General features: G+C 65.5%; 14 protein-coding genes. 8 read left to right on the forward strand and 6 right to left on the reverse strand.

What is annotated here, in order from left to right:
• Window positions 1-61 precede the first annotated feature (61 nt).
• The 3 genes from DT343_RS02875 (at window position 62) to DT343_RS02885 (ending at window position 4,240) form a co-directional block, all read left to right on the forward strand.
• Window positions 62-667 carry a DUF2497 domain-containing protein gene (locus DT343_RS02875; RefSeq protein WP_112861676.1) on the forward strand — a complete coding sequence of 202 codons (606 nt, stop codon included), beginning with the start codon at window positions 62-64 and terminating at the stop codon, window positions 665-667.
• Between the two features lie 81 nt (window positions 668-748).
• Window positions 749-3,487, forward strand: a complete 2,739-nt coding sequence (locus DT343_RS02880) for a valine--tRNA ligase (protein ID WP_112861677.1) — start codon at window positions 749-751, stop codon at window positions 3,485-3,487.
• Between the two features lie 21 nt (window positions 3,488-3,508).
• Window positions 3,509-4,240 carry a TlyA family RNA methyltransferase gene (locus DT343_RS02885; protein WP_112861678.1) on the forward strand — a complete coding sequence of 244 codons (732 nt, stop codon included), beginning with the start codon at window positions 3,509-3,511 and terminating at the stop codon, window positions 4,238-4,240.
• Window positions 4,241-4,400: 160 nt separating this feature from the next.
• Here the strand turns inward: DT343_RS02885 and DT343_RS02890 are convergent, their stop codons facing one another.
• Window positions 4,401-5,063 carry a glycine zipper 2TM domain-containing protein gene (locus DT343_RS02890; RefSeq protein WP_112861679.1) on the reverse strand — a complete coding sequence of 221 codons (663 nt, stop codon included), beginning with the start codon at window positions 5,061-5,063 and terminating at the stop codon, window positions 4,401-4,403.
• 196 nt (window positions 5,064-5,259) lie between these two features.
• Here DT343_RS02890 and DT343_RS02895 point away from each other — a divergent pair, with 196 nt between their 5' ends.
• Both DT343_RS02895 and DT343_RS02900 read left to right on the forward strand, forming a co-directional pair.
• Window positions 5,260-6,504, forward strand: a complete 1,245-nt coding sequence (locus DT343_RS02895) for a class I SAM-dependent RNA methyltransferase (protein ID WP_112861680.1) — start codon at window positions 5,260-5,262, stop codon at window positions 6,502-6,504.
• A 2-nt stretch (window positions 6,505-6,506) separates the two neighbouring features.
• A complete protein-coding gene (locus DT343_RS02900) occupies window positions 6,507-6,902 on the forward strand; it encodes a hypothetical protein (protein ID WP_258522483.1) in 396 nt (131 codons plus the stop codon).
• Here DT343_RS02900 and DT343_RS02905 read toward each other — a convergent pair.
• Both DT343_RS02905 and DT343_RS02910 read right to left on the reverse strand, forming a co-directional pair.
• The gene (locus tag DT343_RS02905) at window positions 6,899-7,963 is read right to left on the reverse strand and encodes a PA0069 family radical SAM protein (RefSeq protein WP_112861682.1); all 1,065 of its coding nucleotides are present in this window, start codon (window positions 7,961-7,963) and stop codon (window positions 6,899-6,901) included. The genes DT343_RS02900 and DT343_RS02905 overlap by 4 nt on opposite strands.
• 62 nt (window positions 7,964-8,025) lie before the next feature.
• The gene (locus DT343_RS02910; protein ID WP_112861683.1) at window positions 8,026-9,516 is read right to left on the reverse strand and encodes a D-alanyl-D-alanine carboxypeptidase family protein; all 1,491 of its coding nucleotides are present in this window, start codon (window positions 9,514-9,516) and stop codon (window positions 8,026-8,028) included.
• Between the two features lie 275 nt (window positions 9,517-9,791).
• On the opposite strand from DT343_RS02910, the gene DT343_RS02915 reads away from it, so the two are divergent.
• Window positions 9,792-10,283: a phasin family protein gene (locus tag DT343_RS02915; protein ID WP_082465129.1), complete on the forward strand. Its 492-nt coding sequence runs from the start codon at window positions 9,792-9,794 to the stop codon at window positions 10,281-10,283.
• Window positions 10,284-10,345: 62 nt separating this feature from the next.
• On the opposite strand, the gene DT343_RS02920 is transcribed toward DT343_RS02915, so the two are convergent.
• Window positions 10,346-10,852 carry a nuclear transport factor 2 family protein gene (locus DT343_RS02920; protein WP_258522484.1) on the reverse strand — a complete coding sequence of 169 codons (507 nt, stop codon included), beginning with the start codon at window positions 10,850-10,852 and terminating at the stop codon, window positions 10,346-10,348.
• Window positions 10,853-10,990: 138 nt separating this feature from the next.
• Between DT343_RS02920 and clpS the strand changes: the two genes are divergently transcribed.
• Complete coding sequence (clpS, locus tag DT343_RS02925; RefSeq protein ID WP_017504641.1) at window positions 10,991-11,320, forward strand: ATP-dependent Clp protease adapter ClpS; 330 nt, start codon at window positions 10,991-10,993, stop codon at window positions 11,318-11,320.
• A gap of 13 nt (window positions 11,321-11,333) precedes the next feature.
• Window positions 11,334-13,634: an ATP-dependent Clp protease ATP-binding subunit ClpA gene (gene clpA / locus DT343_RS02930; RefSeq protein WP_026108343.1), complete on the forward strand. Its 2,301-nt coding sequence runs from the start codon at window positions 11,334-11,336 to the stop codon at window positions 13,632-13,634.
• A 52-nt stretch (window positions 13,635-13,686) separates the two neighbouring features.
• Here the strand turns inward: clpA and DT343_RS02935 are convergent, their stop codons facing one another.
• Together DT343_RS02935 and DT343_RS02940 are read right to left on the reverse strand one after the other, a co-directional pair.
• Complete coding sequence (locus tag DT343_RS02935) at window positions 13,687-14,832, reverse strand: GNAT family N-acetyltransferase (RefSeq protein WP_112862554.1); 1,146 nt, start codon at window positions 14,830-14,832, stop codon at window positions 13,687-13,689.
• Window positions 14,829-15,287: a RidA family protein gene (locus DT343_RS02940; RefSeq protein WP_112861684.1), complete on the reverse strand. Its 459-nt coding sequence runs from the start codon at window positions 15,285-15,287 to the stop codon at window positions 14,829-14,831. Before DT343_RS02940 ends, DT343_RS02935 begins: the two co-directional genes overlap by 4 nt.
• Window positions 15,288-15,381: the final 94 nt, after the last annotated feature.

Consider the following 15,381-nt stretch of genomic DNA (forward strand, 5'->3'; position numbering starts at 1 on the left):
TTCGAGCGATCCTTCGTTCGGCGCCTACCCCTTCTACCCAGGCCTCGCCCAAGGTTGCGCCATGACCGATCAGTCCGCCCAGGAACCGACCATGGAAGAGATTCTGGCGTCGATTCGCCGGATCATCTCTGAAGACGAGGCCCCGGCCGAGACGCCGGCGGCCGCGATGCCGGAAGCCACGCCTGAGCCGGTTCCCGAACCGCTGCCGGCAGAGACCATCTTCGCCGCCACCGCCGAACCGACGCCCGAGCCCGCCGCCGTCGAAGACGACGTGCTGGAACTGACCGATCGCTATGAGGCGCCGGCCGAGACCATCGGCGATCTGGACGTGGTCGAACATTCGCCCGCGCACTATCAGCCCGAACCGGAACCTGCGCCGAGCTACGAATCGGCTCCCCAGCCGGCCCCGGCCTACGACACGCTTGTCGGCGAGAGCGCCGCCGCCAGCGCCGCGTCGGCCTTCGCGGGTCTGGCCGCCAGCTTCAAGAAGCCTGAGCCGGCCCCATCGGCCTCGGGCGACCTGCCCTTCGTCAGCGGCAACACGGTCGAGGCCATGGTCGCCGAGATGCTGCGCCCGCTTCTGAAGGACTGGCTGGACAACAACCTGCCCGGTATCGTCCAGGCGGCGGTACAAAAGGAAGTCGAACGCATCGCGCGCAGCGCCTAGCCCTTCGCTTCAGCCCAGACTAATCCGAGGGGCGGCTCCTGAAGGGGCCGCCCTTTCGCATTTTGCAAAAGACCTATTCCGATGCTTGAGAAGACTTTCGAACCCCAGGCCGCCGAGCCCCGCCTTTACGCCCAGTGGGAAGTGAGCGGCCTGTTCGCGCCCCGCACCGACGGCGCCGCCGAGGCCTATTCGATCGTCATTCCGCCGCCCAACGTGACCGGCAGCCTGCACATCGGCCATGCCCTGAACAACACGCTGCAGGACATCCTGGCCCGCTATCACCGGATGAAGGGCAAGGCGGTCCTTTGGCTGCCCGGCACGGATCACGCCGGCATCGCCACCCAGATGGTGGTCGAGCGTCAGCTGGCCACCGCCGGCAATATCGGTCGTCGCGACATGGGCCGCGACGCCTTCATCGAGAAGATCTGGGAATGGAAGGCCGAAAGCGGCGGGACCATCGTGCGTCAGCTGCGCCGTCTCGGCGCATCGTGCGACTGGTCACGCGAGCGGTTCACCCTGGACGAGGGGCTGAACGCCGCCGTCCGCAAGGTCTTCGTGCAACTGCATAAGGAAGGCCTGATCTATCGCGACAAGCGGCTGGTGAACTGGGACCCGCATTTTCAGACCGCCATCTCGGACCTGGAGGTCGAACAGCGCGAGGTGGATGGCGCCTACTGGCATTTCGCCTATCCGCTGGCCGACGGCGTCACCTATGAACATCCCATCGCCTTCGACGAGGACGGCAAGGCGAACGAGTTCGAGACGCGCGACTTCATCGTCGTCGCCACGACCCGGCCCGAGACCATGCTGGGCGACACCGGCGTGGCGGTGCATCCGGATGACGAACGCTATGCCGGCCTTGTCGGCAAGTTCGTGACACTGCCGATCACCGGCCGTCGCATCCCCATCGTCGCTGACGACTATGCCGATCCGACCAAGGGTTCGGGCGCGGTGAAGATCACGCCGGCGCATGATTTCAACGATTTCGGCGTGGGTAAGCGCGCCGGCCTGCCGTCGCTGAATATCCTCGACGCTTTCGGACGCATCACTGACGTCGATACGCCCGACGTGCCTGCGGACTACGTCGGTCAAGACCGCTTCGCCGCGCGTAAGGCCATCGTCGCCCGCGCCGAGGAAGAGGGCTGGCTGCGCGAGATCGAGAAGACCAAACACGTCGTGCCGCACGGCGACCGCTCCGGCGTGGTCATCGAGCCGTGGCTGACCGACCAGTGGTACGTCGACGCCAAGGTCTTGGCCCAGCCCGCGCTGAAGGCGGTGGAGCAGGGCGATACGGTGTTCGAGCCCAAGTCCTACGAGAAGATCTATTTCGAGTGGCTGCGCAACATCGAGCCTTGGTGCATCTCACGCCAGCTCTGGTGGGGGCACCGCATCCCGGCCTGGTACGGCCCGAACGGCGAAATCTATGTGGCTGAAACGGAAGAGGACGCCCGCGAACAGGCAATGGCGGACTATGATTCCGAGGTCGCTCTGACCCAGGACGAGGACGTTCTCGACACCTGGTTTTCCTCGGCCCTGTGGCCATTCTCTACCATGGGTTGGCCCGAGAAGACCGAGGATCTGGAGCGGTTCTATCCGACCAGCGACCTGGTCACAGCGGCGGACATCATCTTCTTCTGGGTCGCCCGGATGATGATGATGGGCCAGCACTTCATGGGCGAGGTCCCATTCAAGCGCGTCATCATCAATGGCCTCGTCCGCGACGAGAAGGGCCAGAAGATGAGCAAATCCAAGGGGAACGTCATCGATCCCCTGGGCATCATCGACGAGCTGGGCGCCGATCCGCTACGTTTCACCATGGCCATCCTGTCGGGCACGCGGGACATCAAACTGTCGAAGCAACGGATCGAGGGCTATCGCAACTTCGGCACAAAGCTGTGGAACGCCGCGCGCTTCAGCCAGATGAACGAGGCGCGCCGGATCGAGGGCTTCGATCCCGCCACCGTCGAGCAGACCATCAACCGCTGGATCCGCGGCGAGCTGACCAAGGCCGAACGCGCCGTGTCCGAAGCTATCGAAGGCGGACGGTTCGACGATGCGGCGGGCGCGCTGTATCGTTTCGTCTGGAATGTGTTCTGCGACTGGTATCTGGAACTGGCCAAGCCGGTCTTCAACGGGGCCGATGAGGCCGCCAAGGCCGAGACCCGGGCGATGACCGCCTGGACGCTGGATCAGACGCTCAAGCTGCTGCATCCGGTCATGCCCTTCATCACCGAGGAACTGTGGGCCGAACTGGGCAAGGAGGGGGCACCCCGCGATTTGGCGCGCGACGGCTTGCTGATCGGCGCCGAGTGGCCGGTGCTGCCGGACGCCTTCATCGACGCCTCGGCCGAGGCCGAGATCGGCTGGCTGGTCGATTTGGTCGGTGAGATTCGCGGTCTGCGCGCCGAAATGAACGTGCCGCCGTCGGCCAAGCCGCCGCTGGCCTTTGTCGCGCCCGACGCCGTGACGGCCGAGCGGATCGCCCGCCATCGCGATCTGATCCTGACCCTGGGTCGTGTGTCCGAGGTCGGCTCGGCTGACGCGGCGCCGACAGGGGCCGTGACCTTCGTATCCGGCGGCTCGACCATCGCCTTGTCCTTGGCGGGCATCATCGATCTGACCGCCGAACGGGCCCGTCTGGAGAAGGAAATCGCCGCCTTCGACAGCGACATCGGCCATGTGAACAAGAAGCTGGGCAACCCCAACTTCGTGTCTCGCGCCGCGCCGGAAGTCGTCGACGAACAGCGCGCAAAGCTGGCCGAGGCCGAGGCGGGCAAGGTCAAGCTGCAGGCGGCGCTGGCGCGTCTGGCGTCGCTTTGACGCCCTGATGAAAGCAAGGCCGTGAAGACGCGGATTGATCAGCTTCTGGTCGCACGCGGCCTGTTCGACAGCCGCTCGCAAGCGCGTGCCGCGATCGAGGCGGGGCTGGTTCTGGCCGACGGCGTGATCGTGCGGAAGGCGTCCGAACAGTTCGCCGACGACATCGCGCTGGAGGCCCAACCCGCCCACCCTTGGGTCGGGCGTGGCGCGCTGAAGCTGGACCACGCCCTGACCCTGTGGCCTGTCCTCGTGGAGGGCAGGGTGGCTCTGGATGTCGGGGCATCGACCGGGGGCTTTACCGAGGTTTTGCTGAACCGCGGCGCGGCCAAGGTCTTCGCCGTCGACGTCGGCTTCGGCCAGATGCACGCACGAGTGTTGTCCGATCCACGCGTGGTCAATCTGGAGCGCACCGATGCGCGGGACCTGACGGCAGAACTGATCCCGCAGCCGCCCTCACTGGTCGTCTGCGACGCCAGTTTCATCAGCCTGATCAAAGTGCTTCCAGTCGCGCTCGATCTGGCGACGCCTGGCGCGGATCTGGTCACCCTGGTCAAGCCGCAGTTCGAAGCCGATGGCCCGGGCGGCGGCAAGAAGGGCGTGATCAAAGATGCAGCGGCGCATGCCGCCGCTGTCGAGCGCGTGCGCGACTGGCTGGAAGCGCTGGGTTGGACGGTTCAGGCGGTAACCGAAAGCCCGATCACCGGCGGCGACGGCAACGTCGAGTTCCTGCTCTGGGCTAAGAAGCCGGGCTAGGGCCGTAACCGCTAAACGGGCTCAAGTGGCCGAACGGCCGACAGCCCCAATAACGGGCTCACGTAGCCTGAAGGCCGATAGCCCCCAGCAAAGAGAAACCGCCGGAGGATTGCTCCTCCGGCGGCTCCGTCACGTCGTCGATCGACAGGGGGGCTGAAAATTAATCGACGACGCGATAGCGGCCGTACTGGTCGGGGCAGGTGCGGACGTAGCGCGTGTCCGTGCGACCATCGGGCAGACGGATCTGGCTTTCGGCCAGACGGCATCCGTCTGAATTCTGATAGGAGTCGACCGGGCGCGAGCCGCCGTCGTAGTAGCCGCCACGGCTGTAGGCATAGTCGTTACGACGGTCGTAGTCGTCGTAGCGATAGCCTTGATCGCCGGTGTAACGATCGTCGTAATAGCCGTAGCTCGGTTGGCTGTAGCCTTGGGCGTAGTAGCCGTTCGAGCCATAGCTGCTCTGATAGCTGCGGCAGGCGTCCGAGCTGGACCGACCGACCTGAGACCCGACGACAGCGCCGAGCACGCCGCCTAAGATGCTGCCTTCCGTGCGTCGGCCGCGTGCTGCCAGTTGCGAGCCGATGACGGCGCCCGCGCCGCCGCCGATCACCGCGCCGGCGCCGGTGCGGCCTTGGCGCTCACGCGCGCAAGGATCGTAATAGCGGCCGCTGTTGTAATCGTACGAGCGGCTGTAGGCGCCCGTGCCGTAGTTCTGGCTATAGCCGCTGCCGTAATAGTTTTGTGCCGACGCCGTGAGCGGGGCGGCCGTGACGCCGAACGCCAGGGCGGCGATGGCGGCGATCGATGTTTTCGTGAGACGCATTTTCCAACCCTCTGAGGACCGAACGGTTTTCCGTCAAACGTTAACGGCAAAGCCTCGTGTCTCGTTGCACTAGGATTTACGACGGCGAAGCTGAACGGCAATTGATCGGTTCGTTCATCTTCGTTCATGTTCAGCCGGTCCGCCGTTGCAGCCCCGTGGCTTGAGCGAAAGGGGACGCCCGGCTAGAAGCCCGCCGATGGACATCTTCACCATCGACCGCGTCGGCGGCCAGGGCGACGGCGTCGCCCAGACGCCGTCCGGTCCGGTGTTCGCCGGCCTGACCTTGCCTGGTGAAACGGTGCGCGGCGTCGTCGCGGACGGACGGCTGGAAGAGGTCGAGATCGTCACGCCCAGCCCCGACCGGATCGCACCGGTCTCGCCCCAGTATGGCGACTGTGGCGGCTGCTCGCTGCAGCATTGGTCGGAAAAGCCGTATCTGGATTGGAAGCGAGAGCAGGTGCGCCTGGCCTTGGCGCGCGAGCGGATCGAGACCGAGATCGAGGCGACGGTGGCGACCCCGCCGGCCAGCCGTCGCCGCCTGGCTCTTCATGCCCGTCGCACCCAGGATGGACGGGTTGTGCTGGGTTTCAAGGCGCGCCGCTCCTGGCGGCTGGTCGAGGTGAAGGCCTGTCCGGTCGCCGATCCCCGGATCGTGGCGGCCATTCCGGCGCTGACCCAGGTCGCGGCCGCCTTTTTCGAACATCCGAAATCGGCGCCAACCCTGCACGTCACCTGGACCCTGTCGGGGCTGGACGTTGATGTGACCGGGGTCGAAAGGCGCTCGGGCGGCGGCCTGTCGGCTGACGCCCAGATGCAGGCCATTCAGGCCGCGCACCGGGCCGATCTGGCGCGCCTCAGCCTGGCGGGCGACACCCTGGTGATGGCGCGCCAGCCCAAGGTGGCGTTTGGCCCGGCCACCGTGTCCCTGCCGGCGGGCGGCTTCCTGCAGGCCGTTCCTCAGGCCGAGGCGGCGATGGTCTCTCGCGCGCTGACAGCGGTGAAGGGCGCCAAGACGATCGCCGATCTGTTCTGCGGCGCGGGAACCTTCACCTTTCCGTTGGCCACGGTCGCGCCGGTGATCGCAGCGGACGCATCCAAGCCGGGCATCGATGCGCTGAAGGCCGCCGTCGGTTCGGCCAAAGGGATGAAGGCCATCACGGCCGAGGCGCGCGATCTGTTTCGTCGGCCTATGAATCCCTATGACCTGAAGGGATGTGACGCCATCGTGTTCGACCCGCCGCGGGCCGGCGCGATAGACCAGACGGCTCAGATCGCGGACACCAAGGCCGGCGTCGTCGTGGGCGTGTCGTGCAATCCTCAGACCTTCGCGCGTGATGCGCGGGTGCTGATCGATGCCGGTTTCCGGCTGGAGACGGTGACGCCGGTGGATCAGTTTCTGTGGTCCTCGCACGTCGAACTGGTGGGGGTTTTCAAACGATGACCTTGGACGACACGAGCGAAGAGGACGGCGGCGGCTTCGACGCCGACGACTGGATGCGGCTAAAGCCGTTCACGGGCGCCGTGGCGACGCTGGACGACGTTCAGGCGAGACGTGCGGTGTTCGCCTTGGGCGAAACCGACGATCCGCGTCCCATCGTCATGGACCTGCCCCAGCCAGTCATCTGGTGGGAAGATGACGGTGAACAGGCGGCGGTGGCCGTTCAGGCCGAAAGCCATCTCGGCGCCGATGGCGAGGAGATGGAAATCCTCGGGCTGATCTTGCCGGATGGGGAGGGCGCGGTGGCCCTGATGGAGGACGTTGATCTGGTCGATGACACCGACCCCACCTGGCGCGATCTGGTCACGCGCGCCATCGATCCTTCGGCGGCGGACGATTAGCCGAACAACTCCAACTGAGGCCGGGCGTCGGCGGGCACGCGGAACTGGGTTTCGTCCAGCAGGCGGTGCGGGGTGTCGAGGCCGTAGCGTTTGACGGCGGCCTTGAACCGCGTTCCGATCAGTTCGGCGACGGGCCCGGTCCCCTTCATGCGCTGGGACCAGTCGGCGTCATAATCCTTGCCGCCGCGCGTCTGGCGGATCAGGGACATGACGCGCGCGGCGCGATCCGGGCGGGCGTCGGCCAGCCATTCTCGAAACAGATCCTTGATCTCAAGCGGCAGACGCAGGGTGACATACATGGCCCGCGTCGCCCCGGCCTTGGCGGCGGCTTCCAGGATGGCTTCCAGTTCGTGGTCGTTCAGACCGGGAATGACGGGGGCGAAACCGACCCCGACCGGACAACCGGCGTCCGCGAGGCGACTGATGGCCTCCAGCCGTTTGGCGGGGGTGGAGGCGCGCGGCTCCATCGCCCGCGCCAGCCCACGATCCAGGGTGGTGATGGAGACGAAGGCCGAGGCCAGCCCCGCCCTGCCCATCGGGCCCAGAATGTCGGCGTCGCGCGCGATCAACACCGACTTGGTGATGATGCTGAATGGGTGGTTGAAGCGCTGCATGACATCCAGGATCGAGCGCGTCGACTTCAGATCACGCTCAACCGGCTGATAGGGGTCGGTGTTGCCGCCTATGTGGATGCGCTTGCATCGGTATCGGGGTGCGAGGAACGCCTGTTCCAGCAGACTTGCGGCCTGGGGCTTGAAGAAGATCCGGCTCTCGAAATCCAGGCCCGGGGATAGGCCCATCCAGGCATGGGACGGACGGGCGTAACAGTAGATGCAGCCATGTTCGCAACCTTTGTACGGGTTGATGGAGCGGTCGAAGCCGATGTCCGGACTGTCGTTCCGGGCGATGATGGTGCGGGCGTGTTCAGGGGTGAGGGTGGTGCGCAGCGGCGCAGCCTCGGCGTCGTCGTGCGTCCAGCCGTCATCGAACGACTGGTGCTGCTCAGGCTCGTAACGGCCGCTGGCATTCGAACGCGCGCCTCTTCCCTTGGCGGTTTCCATGGGAAGGACGATGCGACATCAATAGGAACAAAGCAAGAACATTTGTTCTCGCCGATTTGGCCTCAGTCGGGGCCGATGACCATGCAGGTCACGCGACGTGCAGCCAGCGCCTCGCAGGCGGACTTTGCGCCGGTTTCGGTCAGGCCCACGAAGCGCGAGCGATACCAGTCGCCGGCGGTTTGGACATTGCGTTCGGCGTTGGCGAACTGATCGCGGAAACGACGGTTGACCTCGGTCAGCCAGTCGGTCGCCACCTTCTCTTCGCGGAAGGCGCCGACCTGCACCGCCCAGCGACCGGCCGGCATTCTGGGCGCGGCGCGGGCGGGTTCGCGCGTTGCGGACGACGCCGAGCGACGGGGCGTGGTGGACGGCGCGACGACTGCATTGGCCGGCGCGCCGTTCAACGAAGCGGTGACATTGCGTGGCGCACGGGGCGCGGCGGAGGCGGCCGGCGCCGAACCAATGGGCGGCAGGGTTGCGGCGGCCCGCTGGCTGGCTGCGCGCTCCGACGGGGCAGGGGCGATACGCGTCGGCAGGGCGGCGGGCGCCGGTGCGGCCGTATAGGCGACAGCGGTGGATTCCGCGCCGACGCTGTCCTCGTCGTCATTGACCGACGCATAGGCGATTGGGGCGTCGGCGATCGCCGATCCGACGCCGAACCCACGCTGCTCGAAGAAGGTTTGCGCCACCTGGATCCGCTCGCCCTGGGCGCGGCGGCGCTCGACCTCGAAGCCGGTGTCCATCAGCTCGGCGACGTGAGCGTTGCGGCTGGCGGTCGAACGGCCGCCCAGGACCACGGTGATCAGGCGTCGCCCGTCGCGCACGGCCGAGGCGGCGAGGTTGTAGCCCGAGGCGTTGGTATAGCCGGTCTTCATCCCGTCATAGCCGCGCCCGGTCGGCAGCAGGCCGTTGGTGTTGCGATAGTTGCGGCCGTTGTAGGCCCAGTCGTGAAGGCCGAAGTAGCTGTAATACTGAGGGAAGTCGCGCATGATCGCCCGCGCCAGAATGGCCTGGTCGCGTGCGGAGGTCACCTGACGTGCGTCCGGCAGGCCGTTTGCGGTGTAGTAGCGCGTCTGAGTCATGCCCAGCTGGGCGGCCTTCTGCGTCATCATATTGGTAAAGCGGGCTTCCGATCCGCCGATATGCTCGCCGATGGCCAAGGCCATGTCGTTGGCGGACCGCACGGCTGTGGCGCGCATGGCGTTGTCCAGGGTGATGGTCTGACCGGCGGCCAGACCCAGCTTCGATGGCGGCTGGGACGCGGCGCGCGGCGAGATCGTCAGCACGTCGTTCACATTGGCCTTGCCCTGAGACAGCGCCTCGAACGTCAGATACAGCGTCATCATCTTGGTCAGCGACGCTGGATAGCGGCGGCTGTCGGCGTTCCGCGCGAACAGAACCTCGCCCGTGGCGGCGTCGATCACGATGGCGGCGTAGCGGCTGTTCTCCTGGGCCGAGTAGGCGGTCTGGGCCTCGATCGGCCTGACGTTCGCGCCCAGAACCAGCGAAAGCGCGAGGACGGCGAACAGGCCACGGCGGAGAAAAGCGATCATGGGCGGGACAACCCCTCGGTGAGCAGGGTGCGACAGGCCCCCCGGCCGTCACGAACGAACAGCTAGCATAGGAAGCGCGGGTTTCGTGGTGGTTAACCGCGCGTCAACGCAAATTTGACCGGCCGATCAAGGTTATCGCCGATCATATTGTGCATTGCACAAAACGCTTGAAAAACCTTCGCACTTGCAGCATATTGTGGGTCTGCGAGATCCTCTCGCGTCATTATTTCCGCCCTCAGGTCCGTCCCCAAGGGCCTTCTACCGGAGAGACGATCATGGCCGACGCCGCTGAAACCGTGAAGAAAACCGCCGACCAAGCCACCGCCGCTGCGACTTCGGCCGCCGCCAAGGTCAAGGCGCAAGCCGAAACCATGCAGGCCGCCGGCACGCAGGCCTTCCGTGAAGGCATCGACAAGTCGACGGCCTCGATGGCCGAGCTGAACGCGCACAGCAAGAAGACCCTGGAAGCCATGGTCGAGTCGGTCACCGTCGCCCAGAAGGGCGCCGAGGCCCTGTCGCAACAGGCGCTGGGCTTCGCCAAGTCCTCGTGGGAAGACGGCGTCGCCGCGTCCAAGGAACTGTCGACCGCCCGTTCGGTGCAGGAGTTCTTCGAGCTCCAGACCGCCTGGGCCAAGAAGTCGATGGAGCGCTATGTCGCCGAGCTGACCAAGACGAACGAGATCGTCACCGCCACTGTCAAGGACAGCATCAAGCCGATCAACGAGCGCGTCACCGCCTCGGTCGAAACCTTCCAGGCCGCTCGTTAATCCCGCGAACCGCCCGAAGAATCGAGAAGGCCCCGGGGTTCGCTCCGGGGCCTTTTTTGCTGTCAGGGCAGGGCGGTATGGTCGTAGCTGAAGACCCGCGCCAGCTTCCACTCGGTCCCCTCCTGTTTCCACATCTGCGTGAAGCGGGCGCGACCGACGCGCCGTTCCGGACCGTCGCCCTGGCGTTCGTAGAACACGTGCTCGCCTGTTTCGACCGCGCCGTAGTTGTTGATGGGATAGACAGCCAGACCGTCCGGCAGGGCCTCGCGCCGGGTCCGCCAGGCGTCCGGCGCGCTACGGTCCTGACAACGCGCGGCGTATTGCGCCACGAAGCTGTCGGCGTCAGTGGCCACCCGTCCGCCGCGGTCGTCGAAAAACTCAAAATCATCGGTCAGCATGGCCCGAAGTCCGGGGGGATCGCAGCCTTCGAAGAAGACAGCGAACAGTTTGGCGTCGGCCGCCATGACGGCGGTTTCCAGCGGCGTGGGCTGGGCGAAGGCGGCGAGCGAAAGGGCGGCGAAGAGGGCGGCGGGCATGGCGATCGGGAGCTGTTCAACTGAGGCGTTCAACCTGAGCCGTTGACCGCCTTGGATCACGTGAAATCTTTGTCAGACGCCCTTCACGAAAGCCGTGACTGGACGCCGCTTCAATTCAGGCCATCATTCCCTATTTGAGAGCCAAGACGACTCCCCGATTACGGAACACGAATGCCCATTCAAAGGCCCGGTGAGACCGGCGGCGGTCAAGGAACCGCCGTCGTCACCGAAACAAAGCCGAAGCTGCAAAAGCCCTCGCTCTATCGAGTGCTGATTCTGAACGACGATTATTCGCCGATGGAATTCGTCGTCTATGTGCTGGAGCGGTTCTTCCAGAAGAGCCGGGAAGAGGCCACCCGCATCATGCTGCATGTGCATCAGCATGGCGTCGGCGTCTGCGGCGTCTTCACCTACGAGGTCGCCGAGACAAAGGTCGCGCAGGTCATCGAGACGGCGCGCCGCCACCAGCACCCTCTGCAATGCACGATGGAAAAGGACTGAGAGGAGCCTCCCTATGCCTTCATTTTCCCGTCCTCTCGAAGAAACCCTGCACCGCGCGGTGGGATACGCCAATGCGCGCAGGCACGAGTATGCGACGCTTGAGCACCTGCTGCTCGCGCTGATCGACGATCCCGACGCGACCGGCGTCATGCAGGCCTGCAACGTCGATCTGTCTGCGTTGAAAGCGGCGCTGACCCTCTATGTCGACAACGACCTGGCCGCCCTGGCCACCAGCGACGGCGAGGACGCCAAGCCGACCGCCGGCTTCCAGCGCGTGATCCAGCGCGCGGTGATCCACGTCCAGTCGTCCGGCCGCGAGGAAGTGTCCGGCGCCAACGTGCTGGTCGCCATCTTCTCCGAGCGCGAGAGCCACGCGGCCTACTTCCTGCAAGAGCAGGACATGACGCGCTATGACGCGGTCAACTTCATCGCTCACGGCATCGCCAAGAAGGCAGGCGCTAACGAGGCGCGTCCGGCCAAGGGCGCTTCGCCCGAAGAGGCCGAGGATGCTTCCGCCGTGAAACAGGGCGGCGAGGCGCTGGAAGCCTATTGCGTCGACCTCAACGAGAAGTCGCGCCAGGGCAAGGTCGATCCCCTGATCGGTCGTCAGGCCGAGGTGGACCGCTCGATCCAGATCCTGTGCCGTCGGACCAAGAACAACCCGCTTCTGGTCGGTGATCCCGGCGTCGGCAAGACCGCCATCGCCGAAGGTCTGGCCCGCAAGATCGTCAACGGCGAAGTGCCCGACGTTCTGAAGGACGCCACCATCTACTCGCTCGATATGGGCGCGTTGCTGGCCGGCACCCGCTATCGCGGCGACTTCGAGGAACGCCTGAAGCAGGTGGTCAAAGAACTGGAGAACCACGACAACGCCGTGCTCTTCATCGACGAGATCCACACGGTGATCGGCGCGGGCGCAACTTCGGGCGGGGCGATGGATGCCTCGAACCTGCTGAAACCGGCCTTGGCGTCCGGCACGTTGCGCTGCATGGGATCGACGACCTACAAGGAATATCGCCAGCACTTCGAGAAGGACCGCGCCCTGGTGCGTCGCTTCCAGAAGATCGACGTCAATGAGCCGACGGTCGAGGATACGGTGAAGATCCTGAAGGGTCTGAAGACCTACTACGAGCAGCACCACAAGGTCCGCTATACCGACAGCGCCGTGCGCACGGCGGTGGAGCTGTCGGCGCGCTACATGACCGACCGGAAACTGCCGGACAAGGCGATCGATGTGATCGACGAGGCCGGGGCGTCGCAGATGCTGCTGACCGAATCCAAGAGGAAGAAGGTCATCGGTCAGAAGGAGGTCGAGGCCGTTATCGCCAAGATGGCCCGTATCCCGGCCAAGTCGGTGTCCAAGTCCGACACGGAAAGCCTGCGCGAGCTGGAAACCGACCTGAAGCGTGCGGTCTTCGGTCAGGAACAGGCCATCGAGCAGGTGTCGGCGGCCATGAAGTTGGCGCGGGCGGGTCTTCGTGATCCGAACAAGCCGATCGGCAGCTTCCTGTTCAGCGGCCCGACCGGCGTCGGCAAGACCGAGGTCGCCAAGCAGCTCGCCGCCACCTTGGGCATAGAGATGCAGCGCTTCGACATGTCGGAATATATGGAGCGCCACACGGTCAGCCGTCTGATCGGCGCGCCTCCCGGCTATGTCGGACATGACCAAGGCGGGCTTCTGACCGACGCCGTCGATCAGCATCCGCACGCTGTCGTGCTGCTGGACGAGATCGAGAAGGCGCACCCGGATGTCTACAACATCCTGCTTCAGGTGATGGACAACGGCATGCTGACCGATGCGGTCGGCAAGAAGGTCGATTTCAGGAACGTCATCCTGATCATGACGACCAACGCCGGGGCCGCCGACAACGCCCGCGCCTCCATCGGCTTTGGCCGGGGCAAGGTCGAGGGCGAGGATGACAAGGCCATCCAGCGCCTGTTCGCGCCGGAGTTCCGCAATCGCCTGGACGCCATCGTGGCCTTCAAGCCGTTGCAGGCCGACACGATCCGCTCGGTGGTGACCAAGTTCATCCTTCAGCTGGAAGCCCAGCTGGCGGACCGCAACATCACCATCGAACTGACCGACGAAGCCGCCGACTGGCTGGCCAAGAACGGCTTCGACGAACTGTATGGCGCGCGTCCGCTGGCGCGGGTCATCCAGGACTCGATCAAGAAGCCGCTGGCCGACGACATCCTGTTCGGGCGTCTGACGCGCGGCGGACACGTCAGGGTCCAGCTGAAGGACGGCAAGATCGACTTCGACATCACGAGCGCCAGCGCGCCCGCGAAGGCCGAGGAAGAAGAGACGGCTTGATCCCCGAAAGGGTGATCGCGAAAGGCCCGGCTGGCAGCAGCCGGGCCTTTTTCTATACCTGCTTATAGGGCGACAGTTCTTCGGTCATCGCCCGCATCTGCGCTGCGACAGCCGGGCGTTCGCCGTCCAGATAGCGAGCGACGGGATCGCGCAGGGCGGGGTCGGCGATGAAATGGGCGGAATAGACAGGGGAGGGCAGGTAGCCGCGCGCGATCTTGTGGTCGCCCTGGGCCCCGGCTTCGACGCGGGACAGGCCACGCGAAATGGCGAATTCGATAGCCTTATAGTAGCAAAGCTCGAAATGCAGGAAGGGCACGTCTTCCAGCGTGCCCCACTGACGACCGTAAAGGGCGTCGCGGCCGATGAAGTTCAGAGCGCCGGCGATGGGCGTCTCATCCCGAAACGCCATGACCAGGGCGATCCGGTCGGCCATTGTCGCGCCCACGCGGCTGAAGAAGTCGCGCGTCAGATAGGGCTGGCCCCATTTGCGCGAGCCGGTGTCCATGTAGAAGGCGAAGAAGGCGTCCCAGTGGGCCTCGGTGATGTCGGCGCCGGTCAGGACGCGGATATCCAAATCGGCCTGGGCGTCGCGGCGCTCGCGCTTGATGGTCTTGCGGCGGTTGGCCGACAGGGCGGCCAGGAAATCGTCGAAGGTCCGATAGCCGTTGTTGCGCCAGATGAACTGGATGTCCTGGCGCGGCAGCAGGTTCGCCTCGGTCATGGCCGACCATTCCGGCTCGGTCGGGAAGTTGACGTGAAGGGAGGAGACGCCCAGCCGTTCGACCAGGGTCACAGCCCCTTGGATCAGGGCCTGACGCACCGTCGCGGCGTCGGTCTCGAGATGGTTCAGGAAGCGCGGGCCGGTCGCGGGCGTAAAGGGCACGGCGCCCAGCAGCTTGGGATAATACCGGCCGCCGGCCCGTTCGTAAGCGTCGGCCCAGCTGTGGTCGAAGACATATTCGCCCTGGCTGTTGCCCTTCAGATAGAGGGGCATGACGCCCAGCACCGCGTTGTCTTCACCCCTCAGGGCCAAGTGGCGCGGGGCCCAGCCCTGGCGAGGCGCGGCGCTGCCCGAGGCTTCGCACGCATGCAGGAAGTCATAGGAGACAAAGGGATCGCCGGTGGGCAGCGCGCACGCGTCCCAGGCCTCGCGGCCGATGTCGGCGATCCCTTCGTGAACCGAGATCTGAAAGATCAGCGGATCTCCACGATCGCATCGATCTCGACGGCGAAGCCGAGCGGCAGCTTGTACACGCCGACGGCCGAGCGGGCGTGCTTGCCAGCGTCGCCGAAGACCTCGACCATCATGTCCGAGCAGCCGTTGATGACGGCGGGAATGGCAGTGAAGTCGGGGCCGGCTTGAACGAAACCGCCCAGTTTGACGATGCGGACCACCCGGTCCAGATCGCCATCGCAGGCGGCCTTGATCTGTGCGATCAGGTTCAGACCGCACAGACGCGCGGCTTCCAGCGCCTGTTCCGGCGTCACGTCCACGCCGACCGTACCCTTGATGCCGCCGTTCGCGTCATTCGACAGCTGGCCCGAGATGGTGACCTGATCGCCCGAGCGGACATAGGAGACATAGCTGGCCACCGGCTTGGCGGGTTCCGGCAAGGTGAGGCCGAGTTCGGCGATGCGGGCTTCGATGCTCATGGGGGCTCCTGTTTATCTGGGCGCGGTTTAGCGCGGGGCAAGGGCGGCGTCACCCGTTCGGCGCGCTTTAAAGGTTCGCCAACCGCGCCGTGTC

The organism is Brevundimonas vesicularis, from assembly GCF_900445985.1.
GTDB classification, from domain to species: Bacteria; Pseudomonadota; Alphaproteobacteria; order Caulobacterales; family Caulobacteraceae; genus Brevundimonas; species Brevundimonas vesicularis_D.

Excerpts from the sequence above, each read along its gene's own strand:
- DT343_RS02875 (WP_112861676.1), top strand. The coding sequence starts at position 62 with ATGACCGATCAGTCCGCCCAGGAACCGACCATGGAAGAGATTCTGGCG.
- DT343_RS02880 (WP_112861677.1), top strand. The coding sequence starts at position 749 with ATGCTTGAGAAGACTTTCGAACCCCAGGCCGCCGAGCCCCGCCTTTAC.
- DT343_RS02890 (WP_112861679.1), bottom strand. The coding sequence starts at position 5,063 with ATGCGTCTCACGAAAACATCGATCGCCGCCATCGCCGCCCTGGCGTTC.
- DT343_RS02895 (WP_112861680.1), top strand. The coding sequence starts at position 5,260 with ATGGACATCTTCACCATCGACCGCGTCGGCGGCCAGGGCGACGGCGTC.
- DT343_RS02905 (WP_112861682.1), bottom strand. The coding sequence starts at position 7,963 with ATGGAAACCGCCAAGGGAAGAGGCGCGCGTTCGAATGCCAGCGGCCGT.
- DT343_RS02910 (WP_112861683.1), bottom strand. The coding sequence starts at position 9,516 with ATGATCGCTTTTCTCCGCCGTGGCCTGTTCGCCGTCCTCGCGCTTTCG.
- DT343_RS02915 (WP_082465129.1), top strand. The coding sequence starts at position 9,792 with ATGGCCGACGCCGCTGAAACCGTGAAGAAAACCGCCGACCAAGCCACC.
- clpS (WP_017504641.1), top strand. The coding sequence starts at position 10,991 with ATGCCCATTCAAAGGCCCGGTGAGACCGGCGGCGGTCAAGGAACCGCC.
- clpA (WP_026108343.1), top strand. The coding sequence starts at position 11,334 with ATGCCTTCATTTTCCCGTCCTCTCGAAGAAACCCTGCACCGCGCGGTG.
- DT343_RS02940 (WP_112861684.1), bottom strand. The coding sequence starts at position 15,287 with ATGAGCATCGAAGCCCGCATCGCCGAACTCGGCCTCACCTTGCCGGAA.